The organism is Vibrio sp. Y42_MX_L11 (assembly GCF_024181785.1).
Lineage (GTDB): Bacteria > Pseudomonadota > Gammaproteobacteria > Enterobacterales > Vibrionaceae > Vibrio > Vibrio diabolicus.
The window spans coordinates 1-18,142 of sequence record NZ_JAMZAP010000029.1; the positions used below are offsets into that span (position 1 = coordinate 1).

Below are 18,142 nucleotides of genomic sequence, written 5' to 3' on the forward strand. Positions count from 1 at the left end.
TGAATCCGAAGATTCAATGGTCACTTCGTTTCATTGAAACCTAATTTGAAACCGAAGTTTCTAATTGGATTATCATCAACGAGTGCCCACACAGATTGATAGGTCTATATTGTTAAAGAGCAACTCTTCTTTGTGATTGACATCACTTCGGAAGAGGCGGCCATTCTAGCGAGATAATTTATTGTGTCAAACACTTTCTTCAAATTATTTCGTTTTTCTTTTCAGCCTTATCAACTTCGCTTAAACCCTTGTGAGGCCTTGCCCTGTCGACGAGGAGGCATTATAGAGATCGCGCTCACATTGGCAAGTGTTATTTTTCAAAAATTGCAAAAATAATGGTTAAACGATGAGTTTTCGATCAAACCTTTATTTATTCAACTTTACCCCAAACTCTCACACAACTTATCCACAGAGTTGTTCTTTGAGACGTGTTTTTCAAGTACCATAAATAAAGAAAGCTGCTTTATTGCAGCTATCTTTATTAAACTTAACCTAAACTCTATTTAAAGAGCATTATGGCTATATGCCAGACCCATCTTGTTCAGAACCATCATCTTCGTGTAGGCCACATTCTCGCTTTAAGCCAAAGAATCGAGTTTCTTCCTCTGACATTCCCGGCTCCCATTTACGAGTGGTATGTGTATCACCAACTGAAAGGTAACCTTCATCCCACAATGGGTGGTATTTAAGGCCGTGTTGTTCTAAGTAGTAATGAACGTCTTTATTAGTCCAATCAATTACTGGTAGAAATTTAAACACACCGTTCTGAATTGATAGAATCGGTAAACCTGCACGAGATTTACTTTGCTCTCGACGCAGTCCAGAGAACCACGTTCCAACATTAAGCTCTTTTAGCGCTCGACGCATTGGCTCCACTTTATTGAGCTTGTTGTATTTTTCAATTCCCTCTACACCCTGCTCCCATAACTTTCCATATCGAGCCTCTTGCCAATTCGCACTTTCTTTCGCTCGATAAACTTTTAAGTTTAGGTTGAGAGCATCTGTCAGCTCATCAATGAATTGATAGGTTTCAGCAAACAGGTATCCTGTATCGGTTAGAATGACGGGGATATCCGCTTTGACTTGAGTCACTAAATGAAGCATAACCGCGGCTTGAATACCAAAACTAGAAGAAACCGCAAACTCGCCCTCTAGATTTTCTAAAGCCCACTTTACTCTATCTTGTGCCGAAAGCTTTTCGAGCTCGACATTAATTTGAGCAAGACGGAGGATTTGCTCCGTCTTTGTTAATGTCAATAACTCTGTAAGCTCAAACCTGGATGCTACAGAATCAAGCATGAAAGTCCCTCTTTGATACGAGCACTTCTTGGATAATACCAGCACGAATTGTGAAATCGCCGAAGGCTTCGCCTTCTTCACGCTCTTTCGACCATCGAGCCACCAGCAGATCAATCTCTTCTAAGATTTGCTTATCCGTGATGTTCTCTTTGTACATTTTTGGTACTCGAGTACCAGCACGGTTACCACCTAAATGTAGGTTGTAACGACCTGGCGCTTTACCAACTAAACCAATTTCAGCCAACATGGCACGACCACAACCGTTTGGACACCCAGTTACACGCAAAATGATGTTGTCATTTTCTGGTAGGTTGTGCTTTTCCAAAATCCCCTCCACATCAGTAACAAACTGAGGAAGGAAACGCTCTGCCTCTGCCATCGCTAGCGGACACGTTGGAAAGGAAACACACGCCATTGAGTTTTTGCGCTGCTCACTGATATTGTCATCCATCAAGCCATGTTCACGAGCGATCTTTTCGATCTTCGCTTTTTCGCTTTTAGGTACCCCCGCAACAATTAAGTTCTGGTTGGCAGTCATACGGAAATCGCCTTTATGGATTTTGGCAATTTCAGCAACACCCGTTTTAAGTGGTTTACCTGGGAAGTCCAGCAGACGACCATTTTCGATGAAAAGTGCTAAGTGATGTTTACCATCAATTCCTTCTACCCAACCAATACGGTCACCACGTTCCGTGAACTCATATGGACGACTTTGCTCAAACTTAACACCAGCACGTTTCTCGACTTCCGCTTTAAAGACATCGCTACCTACACGATCCAATGTGTATTTGGTTTTTGCGTTCTTACGGTTTGAACGGTTACCCCAGTCGCGCTGAGTTGTGACAACCGCAGCCGCCACATCAAGTGTTTTTTCTAGTGGGATGAAACCGAAATCGTCCGCACGGCGTGGGTAGGTTGACGTATCGCCATGCGTCATCGCTAAGCCGCCGCCGACCAGGACGTTAAAACCAACCAGCTTGCCGTTATCTGCAATCGCTACGAAGTTGAGATCGTTAGCGTGTACATCTACGTCATTTTGCGGTGGGATAACCACTGTGGTTTTAAACTTACGCGGTAAATAGTTTTTACCCAGAATAGGTTCATCTTCTTCAGTGCTTTCTACTTTCTCACCGTCTAGCCAAATCTCAGCGTAAGCACGTGTTTTTGGAAGCAGGTGTTCACTGATCTTCTTCGCCCATTCATAAGCTTCTTGATGAAGTTCTGATTCGACCGGGTTAGTGGTACACAACACGTTTCGGTTTACATCACCCGCGGTTGCAATCGAATCAATGCCAATACTGTTGAGCGTTTGATGCATCAACTTAATATTCGGTTTCAATACTCCATGAAACTGGAACGTTTGGCGCGTCGTTAGACGAATACTTCCATATAAAGAGTGCTCCGTTGCGAACTTGTCGATCGCTAACCATTGCGTTGGCGTGATGATGCCTCCAGGCATGCGAGCACGAAGCATCACGTTATGCAATGGCTCTAGCTTTTGCTTTGTACGTTCATTGCGGATATCACGATCGTCTTGCTGATACATACCGTGGAAACGAATTAACTGGAAGTTGTCGGCAGTAAAGCCACCAGTAATACGGTCCTGTAAATCTTGCTCAATGGTGCCACGTAATAGGTTGCTTTCTCGCTTCAGGCGCTCGTTATCAGATAGCGGCCCTAGCTCTTCGCCTAATACAATCTGCTTGTTATTTTCAGTAGAAAAAGTCATTAGTACACATCCCTCTGATAACGTTTCGCTTTACGTAGGTCATTAATAAATTGTTCTGCATCGTCACGCGGCATCTTGCCTTCTTGTTCAGCAACGATAACCAGTGCGTCGTGCACATCTTTTGCCATACGAGTGGCATCACCGCAGACATAGATATAAGCGCCTTCTTGGATCCACTGCCACACTTGAGCTGCGTTTTCTAAGATGCGATGTTGTACGTAAACTTTTTCTACTTGGTCACGACTAAAAGCAACATCCAATCGGCTTAGTACTCCTGACTTGAGGTACTTTTGCCATTCCACTTGGTACAAGAAGTCTTGAGTGAACGTGCGATCACCAAAGAACAACCAGTTTTTGCCTTCAGCATCACGGTTTTCACGTTCCTGAATAAAGCTACGGAATGGTGCGATCCCAGTGCCCGGACCCACCATGATAATTGGGGTGCTATCATCTTCCGGCAGTTTGAAGTTGTTGTTATGCTCAACAAATACTTTAACTTCATCTCCCTCTTCGAGACGCTGTGCTAAGAAACTAGACGCACCACCATATCGTTTTTCGTCGTTTTGTTCGTACTCAACCAAAGCAACCGTTAGGTGTACTTCTTCATCGACCTCTTCTTGGCTTGATGCAATAGAGTAAAGGCGAGGAGTAAGACGACGAAGCAAACTAATCAACTCATCTGCGGTTAACTTGGTTTTCTTCTCTGCCAATACATCAACAATTTGAGTATTTGCAGAGTACTCGCGAAGTTTATCTTTATCGTCAACCAGCTTTTGTAGCTTCTTGCTACCGGATAACTCGGCAAACTTTGTAATGAGCTGTGGGTTAGATGTTGTGATTTCATATTTACTCACGAGAGCACTATGGATTGACAAGCTTTCGCCATCAACATCAACGGTTTCAACCCCAGACAAACCGACCTTACCAAGAATGGCATTAGCAAGTTCTGAGCTATTTTCAAACCACACACCTAGCGCATCACCAGGCTGATACGTTAACCCCGAACCTTCCAAGTCAATTTCTATATGACGAACATCCTTTCCAGAATCACGCCCCGTGATTTTTTGACTGGTCAGTAACGTCGCTGTGTATGGGTTTTGTTTATTGTAAGGAGAGTGCGCAGTCGCCGCCTGACCCACTGGAAGTTGAACCACATCCGCTTCAGTGCCAGAAGAAAGCGTATCTTTTACCTTACCTAACGCATTCTTACGCCATTCAGCTGCTGGTGCTTCATAATCCACATCGCAATCAAGACGATCGATAAATGGGGTCGCACCTAACTTTGATAGGTAAGCGTCGAAGTCTTTACCGGTTTGGCAGAAGAATTCGTAGCTCGAGTCACCCAGAGCAATAACGCCATATTGAAGGTTTGACAGCTTAGGAGCTTTCTTAGATTGCAAAAACTCGTGTAGCTCTATAGCGTTATCTGGTGCTTCGCCTTCGCCGTTCGTCGATGCCACAATAATGACATGCGTTTCTTTGGCTAAGTTTTTACCTTTGTAATCACTTGCATCAAAAAGTTCGACAGCAATTCCTTCTGCTTTTGCTTCCTGTTCTAGAGCTTCAGCAACGCCTTTAGCGTTGCCAGTTTGGGAAGCAAAAATAATACTCAACTTACCTGCAGGCTTCGCTGATACGGCTGCCGTCGCTTGTGCAATTGGCGTTACCGCTGTATTTGGTTGATTTTGAGCTAATCCCCAAAAATACCCACTGACCCAAGCAAGTTGCTGTGAAGACAACTCAGAGACAGTTTGTTGGAGTGAGCTAATTTGTTGGTCATTCAGAGGGCTTGCGATTGGAGGAGTTCCTCCTTGCCCATTATTATCTTCAGACACATTCTTGTGAGAATACTCATTCTTTTGAAAAGACATTATCACGACATCCCTATTCATTGCGTGACGATAGAGTACCCACTCTCCTTAATAACAAGAAAGAATAGAAGTGAATGTTTTATAACTTTTTGGAAGTAAGAACGGCTTACTTTTTGCTCATCGATCTTCAATGCGGACTTGTTGAAAGCCTACTGCCATTGCCGATTTTGACGCTGCATCCAAATCTTCATAAAGACATTCTTCACCATGACTGTCCGTCAGAAAAACAAAACCACCGCGCGCATGTCTGAACTCCACAACCCAGCCACCCTCTTGGATTGCAGGTTCAATAATCGCTTCGACAAGCTGGTTTTCACGGAATAGATGTCTTAGTTCGTTTATTGTCATCGCTATCCCTGCTTTAACTTTCACATTGCTCCTAGGTAAGCATGGTCTAAGTCAGCAAAATAGGCAGAAAATTCGATTGGATATAATGAAGTGATATAAAAAAACGCCGCTTATAAAGCGACGTTTTAAAAAAATCGAGTATCTAATCTGGCTGCATTTAGAATGCGTATTCTGCACTCACAAAAAAGCCGTTAGCAAAAATAAACTCTTTCCCTAGATCCGACATGAATTTCTCGGACTCCAAATCAATCACGCGGTAACCACCACGAAAAGCCAGTTGAGCTTTTTCGAGCGGTACATGGTATTGAACACCGGCCATGAAATCAGTGCTTTTGATACCTTTGTTGTCACCAAAGTTTATCTCACCAATCACATCAAAATTTGTGTCCGGAACTTGAATCTCTGCGTAACCGTACCAAGCCCAAATCAGCTCATCAAACTCTTCTATACGCTTGTTTGAGCCAGCATCAATGTATTTAGTGTCACTTAAATTACTGAATGTAACACCCGCATCAAAATGCAATAAATCATGCTCCAGAACTTGGTAGTACATGGTGAAATCGAGCTTATCGAACCCCATGTAATCCGCATCAACACTTGAGTAACGAAGGCGCGCATTAGGAACGTATTTCACATCATGTTCAATCGCCGCGTAAAATGCGCCTGTTGTGCTGCTATCTCGTCTTACTTCATTTACTTTAGTGTCAGCAGCCCAGATCTCTGCGCCGACTTTCGTCGATACAGAATATTCTGCAAAAACAGGAAAAGATACTGCCAACGATAATGCTGTTAAAGCGATGGTCGCTTTATTTGTCATGTAGTGTGTACTCCGAGATAGCTGATGTTCACGTTGAAGACGTGAGAGGAAATATACCATACTCTCACGTCTCCCTATCAACTAAATCATGTCACTCGTTATTTATAGCGGGGCTGGGCAACGTAATTCTTGAAGAACCAAACACCCAATGCAATCACGATTAACCATGGCAATAGTTTGAGTACCGCTCCGACCATTCCCAGTAAAAACATCACAACTAACGCAATACCGGTTGCTGCGAATACGGTCATCATTGTGATACCGGTAACCAATAGGGTCGCCGCAAAGACTAAAATAAAGATTAGCTCCAACATAATCACTTCTCCATTTGTTTTTAATAAACAGAGCAGTTTCCATACCAACTTACCAAGATAACGATAACACAATGATTTTTATTCAAAAATAAAGCCAGAGGCATTTCTGCACTCTGGCTTACTTGTTCTTTAGTTGGTAATTTTAGCCAACCACTGGTGAATTTTACACATTCAATTCTTTTGGAATCTTCGCTAACGCGTCTTGCAGCACTTCTAGACCAGAACCTGGTTTGTGCGCATTTTCACTGATATGACGACGCCATTGACGAGCACCGGGCATGCTTTGGAACAAACCTAACATGTGGCGGGTAATATGACCAAGGTACGCACCTTTCGCTAATTGCGCTTCAATGTATGGATACATCTCTTCAACAATTTCGCTGCGTTTCTTCACTGGAGCATTAGAGCCAAATAACTCTTGATCTACCGATGCTAGTAGATATGGGCTTTGGTAAGCCTCACGACCAATCATCACACCATCAAGATGCTGAAGATGTGCTTTGGCTTCTTCTAGTGACTTTACACCACCGTTAATAGCAATGGTCAAGTGAGAAAAATCTTGCTTCAATTGGTAAGCTCGAGGGTAATCCAATGGTGGGATCTCACGGTTTTCTTTCGGACTAAGACCACTTAACCAAGCTTTACGCGCGTGGATAGTGAACTGCTCACAGCCCCCCTTTTCTGAGACAATAGAAACAAAATCCGTTAGGAACTCGTAAGAATCTTGATCATCAATACCAATACGAGTCTTGACTGTCACAGGAATATCAACCACGTCCTTCATTGCAGCGACACAATCCGCAACCAACTGTGGTTCTGCCATTAGGCAAGCACCAAAGCGACCGTTTTGTACACGGTCAGACGGGCAACCCACATTGAGGTTAACCTCATCGTAGCCACGCTCTTGAGCCAGTTTAGCGCACTTTGCCAAGTCTTCTGGGTTTGAACCACCCAACTGAAGGGCCAACGGATGCTCTTCTTCGTTGTAAGCCAGGAAATCTCCTTTTCCATGAATGATCGCACCTGTCGTCACCATTTCAGTGTACAGCAGGGTTTCTTTGGTCATTAAGCGATGGAAGTAGCGACAATGACGATCGGTCCAGTCGAGCATTGGTGCTACGGAGAGCCTGCAAGAATGAGTCATGATATAAACACCCGTTTTTATGTTGCCAAGGTCGAGCGCAGCAGTACGCTCAAAAAATAAGTCGGGTATTGTATACCCAAGCACCTCTAGGTGCTAGTTTCAGCGAGAATGATTTGGTTGGCTGGCTAGCCAAATGCTTAGGAATATGCAGCAATAATACGAATTCGTCACTCGTTGATTCATTCTGTGATGACTATTCCGACTTCACACCACCACCGACTTGCTTTAATTCATGATTTTCGTTCTGATAGTGGGTAAAATGAAGCATTTCTAAACGAACTTCGTATAGAAATGATTTATCATAGAGCACGTCCGATAGTTATGGTGAAAGGTTTGAACCCAACAATCATTGAACAAATTGAAAGTATCTGCGCAGAGCGTGGAGTACGATTGACTCCGCAACGCCGACGCGTATTTGAACTCATTTGTTCTAATCGCCGCGCCTCAAGTGCGTATGAGCTATTGGAGCAACTAAAAGAGAGTGAGCCTCAGGCTAAGCCTCCCACTGTTTATCGAGCATTAGATTTTCTCCTAGAGCAAGGCTTCATCCACCGAGTGGAATCGACAAATAGCTTTATTACTTGTTGTTCTTTCAATACTCAGCAGCACTTTTTCCAATTACTAATTTGCGATAAATGTGGTGATGTCGTTGAACTCGAAGATGAGACGCTGATATCCTTGTTAGCCGAAAACGCCGAGAAGCATGGATTCAAACTGACCAACCAAGTTATTGAAACTCATGGTGAATGCCAGGCCTGTTCCTCCGAGACGAAAGAAAAAGTATAGAAGAACGTTATGCGCGCTGAATTTGTAAACCCGTTTTTAGCTTCTTTAATGAACGTGCTAAAAACCATGGCTTCTCTTGAGCTGAAGCCACAAAAACCGCGAATCAAAAAAGATGAGATCGCACGAGGTGACGTTTCTGGTCTGATTGGCATGGTAGGTCCACAAACTCGTGGTTCAATGTCGATTACCTTTGATGAAGCGCTAGCTCTAGAAATCATGCAGAACATGCTTGGTGAGCGTCCAAATGGACTCAATGAAGAGGTCACCGATATGGTGGGTGAGATCACCAACATGGTTACTGGTGGTGCGAAACGCATTCTGGCGGAAAGTGGTTTTGATTTTGATATGGCAACACCGGTAGTGGTTTCTGGCCGAGGCCATACGATTCGCCACAAGTGTGAGGGCTCAATCATCATCATGCCTTTCTCTTCCCAATGGGGAAATGCCTTTATCGAAATTTGCTTCGAATAAAAGAGAAAAAATAGGTTGGCACTGGCCAACCTATTTTGTTTTTGCCTCAGACAATAAAAAAGGTCAGCATTTGCTGACCTTTTCTTTATCTATTCAAACCAAACATTAAGCTTTGAACGCTTTAAATGCGTTGATTAGACCATTTGTTGAGCTGTCATGCGAGCTGATTTGAGACTCGTCTGCAAGCTCAGGTAGGATTTGGTTAGCCAGTTGTTTACCTAGCTCCACACCCCATTGGTCAAAGCTGAAGATATTCCAGATAACACCTTGTACGAAAATTTTGTGTTCGTACATTGCGATCAAGTTACCTAGCGTACGAGGCGTGATTTGCTTCACTAGGATAGAGTTTGTTGGACGGTTACCTTCAAACACTTTGAATGGCGCGATCGCGGCCACTTCTTCAGCGTTCTTACCTGCTTTCACCAACTCTTCTTTCACGGTTTCTTCACTCTTACCAAACGCTAGTGCTTCAGTTTGCGCAAAGAAGTTGGACATCAGTTTTTGGTGATGATCGCTAGCTGGGTTGTGGCTGATTGCAGGTGCAATGAAGTCACATGGGATCAACTTAGTGCCTTGGTGAATCAGTTGGTAGAACGCGTGCTGACCGTTGGTACCTGGTTCACCCCAAATAATAGGGCCCGTTTGGTAAGTCACAGCATTGCCTTCACGGTCAACGTATTTACCGTTTGATTCCATGTTACCTTGTTGGAAGTACGCCGCGAAACGGTGCATGTACTGATCGTAAGGTAAGATAGCTTCTGATTCCGCACCGTGGAAGTTGTTGTACCAAATACCGATAAGCGCAAGGATCACAGGGATGTTGCTTTCTAGGTCCGTTGATACGAAGTGCTTGTCCATCTCGTGAGCACCTTCAAGCAGCTCAACGAAGTTGTCGTAACCTACCGCTAATGCGATTGATAGACCGATTGCAGACCATAGTGAGTAACGGCCACCAACCCAGTCCCAGAATTCGAACATGTTCGCGGTATCAATACCGAACTCAGACACGGCTGTCGCGTTCGTTGAAAGCGCAGCAAAATGCTTAGCCACGTGCGCTTGATCACCCGCAGACTCTAGGAACCAATCACGAGCAGTGTGCGCGTTAGTCATGGTTTCTTGCGTTGTGAACGTCTTAGACGCGATCAAGAATAGCGTCGTTTCTGGGTTAACTTTCTTCAACGTTTCAACGATGTGCGTACCATCAACGTTAGATACGAAGTGAAGGTTTAGATGATTTTTGTATGGTGCTAGAGCTTCCGTCACCATGTAAGGACCAAGGTCAGAACCACCGATACCGATGTTCACGATATCTGTAATTGCTTTACCTGTGTAACCTTTCCACTCACCGCCGATAACGCGTTCAGTGAATGATTTCATTTTTTCTAGAACCGCGTTCACTGCTGGCATTACGTCTTCGCCGTCTACCATTACTGGTGTATTCGCGCGGTTACGTAGTGCAGTGTGAAGAACAGCGCGACCTTCTGTTTGGTTGATCGCTTCGCCACTGAACATCGCTTCAATTGCAGATTTCAGCTCAGTCTCGTTCGCAAGAGCGAACAGGTGCTTCAGAGTTTCCTCATTGATGAGGTTCTTTGAGTAATCGACTAGGATGTCTGAGCCGAAACGTGCAGAGTATTTGTCGAAACGCGCTGCGTCTTGAGCAAATAACTCTTTAAGATCCATATCTTGTGCAGATTCGAAATGCGCAGTTAGCGCTTTCCAAGCTTGTGTTTGCGTTGGATTGATATTTTTCAACATGGTCTTTATCCCGATGTTACAGTAGGTTCCATTCCTTACAGTCTAGCGAAAACTGTGGAATCCCCGATTTAGCAAATAGAATATTAATTAGATGTTTGGGCGAATTGCCACAAAACAAGTCTTTGTAATTTTTTTTCAGGTGCCAATTATGACTGAGAGATTTTACACTCACATTGAGTTAGGTCACGTTCCCTGCCCTGAAAATGAACAATTCATTTACGATGACAAGAATCATATCACTTACTAATGACAGGCTCTAATTGGAATAGGATAGACGCCAATTTATAAATTTCCAAAGGAACACGTATGTGGGCACAAAAAACACTGCAATTAAAAGCGAGAAGCCGCGGTTTTCACCTAATAACTGATGAAATTGAACAACAATTACCACAAATAAACGAGCTTTCAGTAGGTTTATTACACCTATTTATTCAACATACCTCCGCCAGTTTGACCTTAAATGAGAATGCTGATCCAACCGTGCGTATGGATATGGAAGCGCACTTCAATAAGTTTGTGCCAGAGCGTGCTCCTTATTATCAGCACACCTATGAAGGTGATGACGACATGCCAGCACACATTAAAGCATCCCTACTTGGCAGTAGTGTGACGATACCAATCCAAAATGGTCGATTAGCTTTAGGAACATGGCAGGGCATTTACTTGGGTGAGCACCGAGACTTTGGCGGCGGCCGCCGCGTTATTGCTACGATTAACGGTGAGTAGATAAAACAAAGGCTAACCTTAGGTTAGCCTTTCGCTGTTTATTTTGAGTACTCCATCTCGACGCGAGGCGTTAGCTTAGTCACGAGTTCATACGCAATGGTACCAATGTGACCCGCCACTTCTTCTACTGGGAGCTCTTTCCCCCAAAGAATCGCTTCGTCGCTGACTTTATCCGTTGCATCTGGTCCCAAATCGACCGTCAGCATATCCATAGAGACTCGACCTGCGATAGGTACTTTACGACCATTTACCCAAACCGGAGTGCCGTTCGGGGCACTTCTTGGGTAACCGTCGCCATACCCTACTGCGATGACACCGACTTTTGTATCTCGCTTACTGGTCCACATACCGCCGTAGCCAACACTTTCGCCCTTCTTAACTTCACGTACCGCAATAAGATGGGATTTAAGTGTCATCACGGGTTGATACCCCAGATCTTGTGCGGTCTTGTCATCAAATGGCGATACACCATACATGATGATACCCGGACGAACCCAATCCAAATGGCTTTGAGGCCATGCCAACAACCCCGCAGATGCCGCAAGTGAACGCTCCCCCTGACAACCAGAGGTCAACGACTTAAACAGCTCAATCTGTTGGGGAGTGATATGGCTATCCAGCTCATCTGCACAACCAAAGTGACTCATGTAACGTAACGGCTTGGCTACGTTTGGACACTCTTTCAACCGCGTGACAAACTCATCATATTGCTCAGGGCGAACGCCAAGACGGTGCATCCCACTGTCAATCTTAAGCCACACGACAACCGGAGTTTCAAGGTCGGCTTGCTCCAAAGCGATAAGCTGCTCTTCACAATGCACCACGGTTTGGATGTTGTTCGTCACAAGAACAGGTAAGTCACCTGGAGAGTAAAAACCTTCTAGCAATAGAATCGGCTTTACCACGCCACAAGCGCGCAGTTGCAACGCTTCTTCAATGCGCGCAACACCAAAGGCATCCGCATGGTTGGCATGTTTTGCAACGTGACGTAATCCGTGACCATAGCCATTGGCCTTCACTACAGCCATCACTTTACTTTGGGGCGCTTGCGCTTTCACGCGCTGTAAGTTGTGCTGCAACGCAGACAAATCAATGCACGCCTTGGCCGCTTTCATATAGCTCATGGGGTTACTCATCATCAATATCGAATGCAGGACCCGCGTAGTTGTCAAAGCGCGAGTGTTGACCTTGGAAGGTGAGACGTACAGAGCCGATAGGGCCGTTACGTTGCTTACCAATGATGATTTCTGCCGTACCTTTGTATGGGCTATCTGGGTGATACACCTCGTCACGGTAGATGAACATGATCAAGTCGGCATCCTGCTCGATAGAGCCCGACTCACGCAAGTCCGAGTTTACTGGGCGTTTATCTGAACGTTGCTCTAGGGAACGGTTAAGCTGAGACAGCGCCACGACGGGCACATTCAGCTCTTTTGCCAACGCTTTCAGAGAGCGTGAAATCTCCGCAATTTCCAGCGTACGGTTATCAGAGAGTGCAGGCACGCGCATAAGCTGAAGGTAGTCGACCATGATCATCGACAGACCGCCATGTTCACGTGCGATACGGCGAGCGCGTGAACGCACTTCGGTCGGAGTTAGACCGGAGCTGTCATCAATGTACATGTTTTTCTTCTGCATCAAGATACCCATAGTAGAAGAAATACGCGCCCAGTCTTCGTCATCCAACTGACCCGTACGGATCTTGGTTTGGTCAACGCGAGACAAAGAGGCCAACATACGCATCATCAACTGCTCGGCTGGCATCTCTAGCGAGAAAATAAGCACAGGCTTCTCTTGTTGCATGGCCGCATTTTCACACAAGTTCATCGCAAAGGTCGTTTTACCCATCGATGGACGCGCCGCGACAATCACCAAATCAGAACCTTGCAAACCTGCGGTTTTCTTATTGAGGTCAGTGAAACCTGTGTCGACACCCGTTACACCATCTTGCGGCGTTTTATATAACAACTCGATACGTTCTAACGTCTTTTCGAGGATGTTATCAACATTTTGTGGCCCTTCGTTTTCACTGGTTCGTGACTCAGCGATGGCGAAAACTTTACTCTCCGCCATATCAATCAGATCTTCCGAACTTCGACCTTGAGGATCGTAACCCGCATCCGCAATCTCATTCGCGACACCGATCAAACCACGGACAATCGCACGTTCGGCAACAATATCAGCGTACGCATTAATGTTAGCGGCGCTTGGCGTGTTTTTCGCCAAATCTGCAAGGTAAGCAAAACCGCCCACATCTTCTAATTGCTCGTGACGCTCCAGGTATTCCGATAAAGTAATAAGATCGAGAGGCTTGCCCGCTTCAAGAATGGTTTTTACACCTTCAAAAATTAGGCGATGCGGACGACTATAGAAATCACTGCTTACAACACGTTCGGCAACGGTGTCCCAACGTTCATTGTCCAGTAAGAGACCACCAATTACTGATTGCTCGGCTTCTAGTGAGTGAGGTGGCACTTTGATTGCGTCGACCTGACTGTCTGAAGGTTTGCGATTTCTGTTTTCCGCCATGACTTTGCTCGATAACTACTATTGACCCACGATTATAACCTTAACCTAACTGAGATGCTTCCCCGAAGCGACAATTACTTGTTAAGAAATCCACATGCGAACCGCACAAGTAATAGCCTGGTTCTTCCGCCCAGCTCTAATAAAAATTAACCTACCATTGACCCAACAAAATATCTGTATCAGTATCATGCCCCTCCTTTTTAATTACGTTCGAGGTTGATGTGTCCCGATACTGGTTACTTAGCTTTAGCTTACTATGCGCTAGTGCATCGTATGCTGACGAATCAGTACAGCCAGAGCAAAATATTGATGTGCCCGACCCATTAAAAACTGAGGTGGAGTTCGGCTATCAAGCTCACACAGGTAACACGGACTCTCGTTCCCTGAATGCTCGTTTGAGTGCTGAATATACGTCAGGTCGACACCGTTCTAATGGTGAATGGAAGTACTACAACTTGTACAAAGACGGTGAAGAAGACAAACGCTCATCCACCTACGCCCTACAGAGTGACTACAAGTTAGGCCCTAAAACGTATTTGTATGGCAGCTTTAAAGGGGTGGATTCTCGTTACAGTGCCTATTTTAAAGACTACACCCTATCAGGCGGTTTGGGTTACCAGTTTTCCTACACTGAAAACTTCATTTTAGAGGTAGAAGTCGGTCCTGGTTTTCGTTATCAAGAACCAAATTTAGATGAGATAGATGATGACGACATTGTCTTTCCCGATATCGTTCGAGAAGGCATTTTTCGAGGGAATATCAATACGACTTGGCACGCACTAGATAATTTGAGTTTCGCGGCTGATATTACGTTGGTAACAGGTAAAAGTAACACTCGGGCCGATAGTGAACTCAGCGTGACCAATGATATTACTGAAGATATTGCACTGAAACTGGCACACTCTCGTCAGTATCACGATAAAGTGCCTGAAGGCTTAAGCAAAGCGGACAGCGTATTTTCCGTTAATTTACTTTTCGCTTTTTAACCCTTTTTCTCTCAGTTTTAGAAATAAAAAAAGCACCTCCGAGGAGGTGCTTTTTAGTATTTCGTCTTGATACTGAATTACTCAGCAGCAACAACTTGTAGGTTCACAGTTGCGAAAACTTCAGAGTGAAGTTGAACGCTGATCTCGAACTCACCAGTTGTACGTAGAGCACCTTCAGGAAGGCGAACTTCGCTCTTAGCAACTTCAACGCCTGCAGCTGTGATAGCGTCAGCGATGTCACGAGTACCGATAGAACCGAATAGTTTGCCTTCGTCACCAGCTTTAGAAGCGATAACTACCGCTTCTAGAGCGTTAACTTTCTCTGCGCGAGCTTCTGCAGCAGCTAGTTGCTCAGCAACTTTAGCTTCTAGTTCAGCACGACGAGCTTCAAACATTTCAACGTTAGCTTTAGTTGCCATAACTGCTTTACCTTGTGGGATAAGGAAGTTACGAGCATAGCCAGATTTAACGTTTGCAGTATCGCCAAGACCACCTAGGTTACCAATTTTATCAAGTAGAATAACTTGCATTGCTTAATCCTCTTTCTTAATAAAATGAACCGATTACTGATGCTTGTCAGTGTACGGTAGTAGAGCTAGGTAGCGTGAACGCTTGATAGCACGTGCTAGTTGACGCTGGTACTTAGCGCTTGTACCAGTGATACGGCTAGGTACGATTTTACCAGCTTCAGTGATGTAGTTTTTAAGAGTTGCTACGTCTTTGTAATCAATCTCTTGTACGCCTTCTGCAGTGAAACGGCAGAATTTACGACGACGGAAGAAACGAGCCATGGGCTATCTCCTGATCTTAAATTTGAGTAATGTTGTCGGCGTGTAACACTAATTTTCCCACGCCATTTCGGCCGGTTTGATAAGTGACAAAACCACTTACCTTAATGTTACTGCCTTGAACTAAATTCTGAGTTAGTGCTTGTGACCCAAGCCCGCTGACGACTACCGGCATACGACAATAAACTTGTCGAGGTAAGTCAGCTTCGATAATAGTAGAGCGATGCTCCAGCCAAAACCGACAGTGTTCAATGCCACCAGGGCTTTTACTACGAATGGGCGGTTTGGCAATGGTGCCGCTCAGCTCCATTCGATTGGCCATAAGAAAACTTACTCAGCAGCTTCTGACTTAGCTTCAGGCTTAGCTTCAGAACGCTCTTCACGACGTGGAGCACGCTCTTCTTTTTGCTTAAGCATGATAGATTGCTCAGTGATCGCTGCTTTAGTACGCATGATCATGTTACGTAGAACTGCATCGTTGAAACGGAAAGCAGTTTCTAGCTCATCAATTACAGCTTGGTCAGCTTCAACGTTCATTAGAACGTAGTGAGCTTTGTGAAGCTTGTTGATTGGGTAAGCCAGTTGACGACGGCCCCAGTCTTCTAGACGGTGGATTTTACCGCCAGCTTCAGTGATTGAACCAGTGTAACGCTCGATCATGCCAGCAACTTGCTCGCTTTGATCTGGGTGCACCATGAATACGATTTCGTAATGACGCATTGGTTGCTCCTTACGGATTATTCAGCTTCCACAAATGGCTCAGTCGTCCAGAGGAAGCAAGGAACTAAAGATAATTGACTGAGTTTAAGGAGCACGAATAGTACAGAAAGGGCGCAAAATAGGCAAGTGATTATTTGCTCAACGCAGGGGATATTTTATTTCATCCAACGCTAGAAATAACAAAGGCTGCCAATAAAGTGACAGCCTTTAAAATCAGGGCATTATCGCGCGTATATCGGGACTTATTTTACTTCAGCCAGTTCCGTGCGCATTTGGTCGATCACTTGTTTGTAATCTGGCTGACCGAAAATCGCCGAGCCTGCAACAAACATGTCTGCGCCCGCTTCTGCGATTTCACGAATGTTGTCAACCTTCACACCGCCATCAATTTCTAAACGGATATCGCGACCAGACTCATCGATCATCTTACGAACTGCACGCAGTTTATCTAGCGTGTGAGGAATGAATGATTGACCACCAAAGCCAGGGTTAACCGACATCAGTAGAATCATGTCGACTTTGTCCATGATGAACTCAAGGCTCGCAAGTGGCGTTGCTGGATTTAGTACCACACCAGCCTGACAGCCGTGCTCTTTAATTAACTGGAGTGTTCGGTCTACATGATCAGAAGCTTCCACATGGAATGTAATCATCGACGCACCCGCTTTTGCGAAATCAGGAATAATGCGGTCAACCGGTTTCACCATTAGGTGAACATCGATTGGCGCTGTGATGCCGTAATCGCGTAGTGCTTTACACACAGGTGCACCAAAAGTCAGGTTTGGTACATAGTGGTTATCCATAACGTCGAAATGTACCACATCCGCACCCGCTGCGAGTACTTTCTCGACATCTTCACCGAGACGAGCAAAATCTGCCGATAAAATGGATGGAGCAATAAGAAAATCTTTCATACCTGACCTCAGTAGTAATGAGCAAACAATCTGCGCGCAATTCTACCGAAGCCAGTGGGGAGATCCACTATTTAGATTTAATAGTGTGAGAACTAAGAGCTTGGTTGATCCATCTCAGGGGCATGAAAAAGCGCAAGCAGCTCATCGACTTTATTACGACCACTGCCATTGCGGCTAATGGTGCGCTTTACTTTTACTACATTGAGATCTGCACCGTGATACAACCGACGCGTCAACGTAGTGTCGTGGTTAGAAATCAGAACCGGAATACCACGCTCAGTCGCCGTTCTTTCAGCAATGTCGGCTAATGCAGCCTGGTCATCCAACGTGAAACCATTACCTGCGTATGAGGTGAAATTTGCCGTGTTTGAAAGCGGTGCATAAGGAGGATCGCAATACACCACACTCCCCTTACGTGCTCGGCGAAAAGTTTCTGGATAACCTTCACAAACGAACGTGGCTTTCTTGGCTTTTTCGGCAAAAAACTCCAATTCCGCCTCTGGGAAGTAAGGCTTTTTATATGAACCGAACGGAACGTTAAAACCGCCTTTTTTGTTGTAACGGCATAGACCATTAAAACCAAAGCGGTTCATGTACAAAAACGCTAAAGAGCGGTACATCACGTCATCGGTTTTATTAAACTCAGCGCGAATGTGTAAGTAGGCTTCTTTACGGTTATTCTCGGCAACAAACCAACGCTTCGCTTCAGAGATGTACTCTTCAGGGCGTTCTTTCAGTAGGTTGTACAGATTGATCAGATCTGGATTGATATCTGCCAGTAGGTAATGGTCATAGTCGGTATTCAGAAAAACTGAGCCCGCGCCAACAAAAGGTTCAACTAGCTTTCGAGCCGGCGGTAAATGACGTTGGATGTCTTCAACCAGTCCGTATTTTCCTCCTGCCCATTTAAGAAAGGCTCGTTGCTTTTTCATCTACTGCTCT

The 18,142-nt window shown here is 44.9% G+C and carries 20 protein-coding genes; 4 read left to right on the forward strand and 16 right to left on the reverse strand.

What is annotated here, in order from left to right:
• Window positions 1–519: 519 nt before the first annotated feature.
• The 7 genes from NL643_RS21120 to dusA all read right to left on the reverse strand — a co-directional run bounded on the left by NL643_RS21120 (window position 520) and on the right by dusA (window position 7,522).
• A complete protein-coding gene (locus tag NL643_RS21120; protein ID WP_253645122.1) occupies window positions 520–1,299 on the reverse strand; it encodes a phosphoadenylyl-sulfate reductase in 780 nt (259 codons plus the stop codon).
• Window positions 1,292–3,028, reverse strand: a complete 1,737-nt coding sequence (gene cysI, locus NL643_RS21125) for an assimilatory sulfite reductase (NADPH) hemoprotein subunit (RefSeq protein WP_253645123.1) — start codon at window positions 3,026–3,028, stop codon at window positions 1,292–1,294. Before cysI ends, NL643_RS21120 begins: the two co-directional genes overlap by 8 nt.
• Entirely contained in the window at window positions 3,028–4,899 is a 1,872-nt protein-coding gene (locus NL643_RS21130) for an assimilatory sulfite reductase (NADPH) flavoprotein subunit (RefSeq protein WP_048626709.1), read from the reverse strand. The genes cysI and NL643_RS21130 overlap by 1 nt, the downstream gene beginning before the upstream one ends.
• Window positions 4,900–5,016: 117 nt before the next feature.
• On the reverse strand, window positions 5,017–5,247 hold the full coding sequence (locus NL643_RS21135) for a hypothetical protein (protein WP_005455817.1): 231 nt from the start codon (window positions 5,245–5,247) through the stop codon (window positions 5,017–5,019).
• Window positions 5,248–5,404: 157 nt separating this feature from the next.
• The gene (locus NL643_RS21140) at window positions 5,405–6,064 is read right to left on the reverse strand and encodes a TIGR04219 family outer membrane beta-barrel protein (RefSeq protein ID WP_104971004.1); all 660 of its coding nucleotides are present in this window, start codon (window positions 6,062–6,064) and stop codon (window positions 5,405–5,407) included.
• 98 nt (window positions 6,065–6,162) lie between these two features.
• On the reverse strand, window positions 6,163–6,378 hold the full coding sequence (gene pspG / locus NL643_RS21145; RefSeq protein WP_005398086.1) for an envelope stress response protein PspG: 216 nt from the start codon (window positions 6,376–6,378) through the stop codon (window positions 6,163–6,165).
• 163 nt (window positions 6,379–6,541) lie between these two features.
• Window positions 6,542–7,522, reverse strand: a complete 981-nt coding sequence (gene dusA / locus NL643_RS21150) for a tRNA dihydrouridine(20/20a) synthase DusA (protein WP_046874642.1) — start codon at window positions 7,520–7,522, stop codon at window positions 6,542–6,544.
• A 321-nt stretch (window positions 7,523–7,843) separates the two neighbouring features.
• On the opposite strand from dusA, the gene zur reads away from it, so the two are divergent.
• Together zur and NL643_RS21160 are read left to right on the forward strand one after the other, a co-directional pair.
• Window positions 7,844–8,308 carry a zinc uptake transcriptional repressor Zur gene (zur, locus tag NL643_RS21155; protein WP_005381268.1) on the forward strand — a complete coding sequence of 155 codons (465 nt, stop codon included), beginning with the start codon at window positions 7,844–7,846 and terminating at the stop codon, window positions 8,306–8,308.
• 9 nt (window positions 8,309–8,317) lie between these two features.
• Window positions 8,318–8,779, forward strand: a complete 462-nt coding sequence (locus NL643_RS21160; RefSeq protein WP_005381269.1) for a chemotaxis protein CheX — start codon at window positions 8,318–8,320, stop codon at window positions 8,777–8,779.
• 105 nt (window positions 8,780–8,884) lie between these two features.
• Here the strand turns inward: NL643_RS21160 and pgi are convergent, their stop codons facing one another.
• Window positions 8,885–10,537 carry a glucose-6-phosphate isomerase gene (gene pgi, locus NL643_RS21165; protein ID WP_053807699.1) on the reverse strand — a complete coding sequence of 551 codons (1,653 nt, stop codon included), beginning with the start codon at window positions 10,535–10,537 and terminating at the stop codon, window positions 8,885–8,887.
• Window positions 10,538–10,843: 306 nt separating this feature from the next.
• Between pgi and NL643_RS21170 the strand changes: the two genes are divergently transcribed.
• Window positions 10,844–11,263, forward strand: a complete 420-nt coding sequence (locus NL643_RS21170) for a secondary thiamine-phosphate synthase enzyme YjbQ (protein ID WP_046874640.1) — start codon at window positions 10,844–10,846, stop codon at window positions 11,261–11,263.
• A 38-nt stretch (window positions 11,264–11,301) separates the two neighbouring features.
• Here the strand turns inward: NL643_RS21170 and alr are convergent, their stop codons facing one another.
• Both alr and NL643_RS21180 read right to left on the reverse strand, forming a co-directional pair.
• Entirely contained in the window at window positions 11,302–12,378 is a 1,077-nt protein-coding gene (gene alr, locus NL643_RS21175; protein ID WP_041853013.1) for an alanine racemase, read from the reverse strand.
• 13 nt (window positions 12,379–12,391) lie between these two features.
• Window positions 12,392–13,792 (reverse strand): replicative DNA helicase, encoded by a 1,401-nt coding sequence (locus NL643_RS21180; RefSeq protein ID WP_005395704.1) that lies wholly within the window; start codon window positions 13,790–13,792, stop codon window positions 12,392–12,394.
• Between the two features lie 221 nt (window positions 13,793–14,013).
• Here NL643_RS21180 and NL643_RS21185 point away from each other — a divergent pair, with 221 nt between their 5' ends.
• A complete protein-coding gene (locus NL643_RS21185; protein ID WP_006743223.1) occupies window positions 14,014–14,778 on the forward strand; it encodes a DUF481 domain-containing protein in 765 nt (254 codons plus the stop codon).
• 77 nt (window positions 14,779–14,855) lie between these two features.
• Here NL643_RS21185 and rplI read toward each other — a convergent pair whose 3' ends face one another.
• The 6 genes from rplI to NL643_RS21215 all read right to left on the reverse strand — a co-directional run bounded on the left by rplI (window position 14,856) and on the right by NL643_RS21215 (window position 18,132).
• Window positions 14,856–15,308, reverse strand: coding sequence for a 50S ribosomal protein L9 (gene rplI / locus NL643_RS21190; protein WP_005381278.1), 453 nt, complete (start codon window positions 15,306–15,308; stop codon window positions 14,856–14,858).
• Window positions 15,309–15,341: 33 nt separating this feature from the next.
• Window positions 15,342–15,569, reverse strand: a complete 228-nt coding sequence (gene rpsR / locus NL643_RS21195; RefSeq protein ID WP_000090472.1) for a 30S ribosomal protein S18 — start codon at window positions 15,567–15,569, stop codon at window positions 15,342–15,344.
• Window positions 15,570–15,585: 16 nt separating this feature from the next.
• Window positions 15,586–15,888 carry a primosomal replication protein N gene (gene priB, locus NL643_RS21200; RefSeq protein WP_005381298.1) on the reverse strand — a complete coding sequence of 101 codons (303 nt, stop codon included), beginning with the start codon at window positions 15,886–15,888 and terminating at the stop codon, window positions 15,586–15,588.
• 8 nt (window positions 15,889–15,896) lie between these two features.
• Entirely contained in the window at window positions 15,897–16,286 is a 390-nt protein-coding gene (rpsF, locus tag NL643_RS21205; protein WP_005381299.1) for a 30S ribosomal protein S6, read from the reverse strand.
• A 242-nt stretch (window positions 16,287–16,528) separates the two neighbouring features.
• On the reverse strand, window positions 16,529–17,200 hold the full coding sequence (gene rpe / locus NL643_RS21210; protein WP_005395709.1) for a ribulose-phosphate 3-epimerase: 672 nt from the start codon (window positions 17,198–17,200) through the stop codon (window positions 16,529–16,531).
• Window positions 17,201–17,292: 92 nt separating this feature from the next.
• Entirely contained in the window at window positions 17,293–18,132 is an 840-nt protein-coding gene (locus NL643_RS21215) for a Dam family site-specific DNA-(adenine-N6)-methyltransferase (protein ID WP_005395710.1), read from the reverse strand.
• Window positions 18,133–18,142 lie beyond the last annotated feature (10 nt).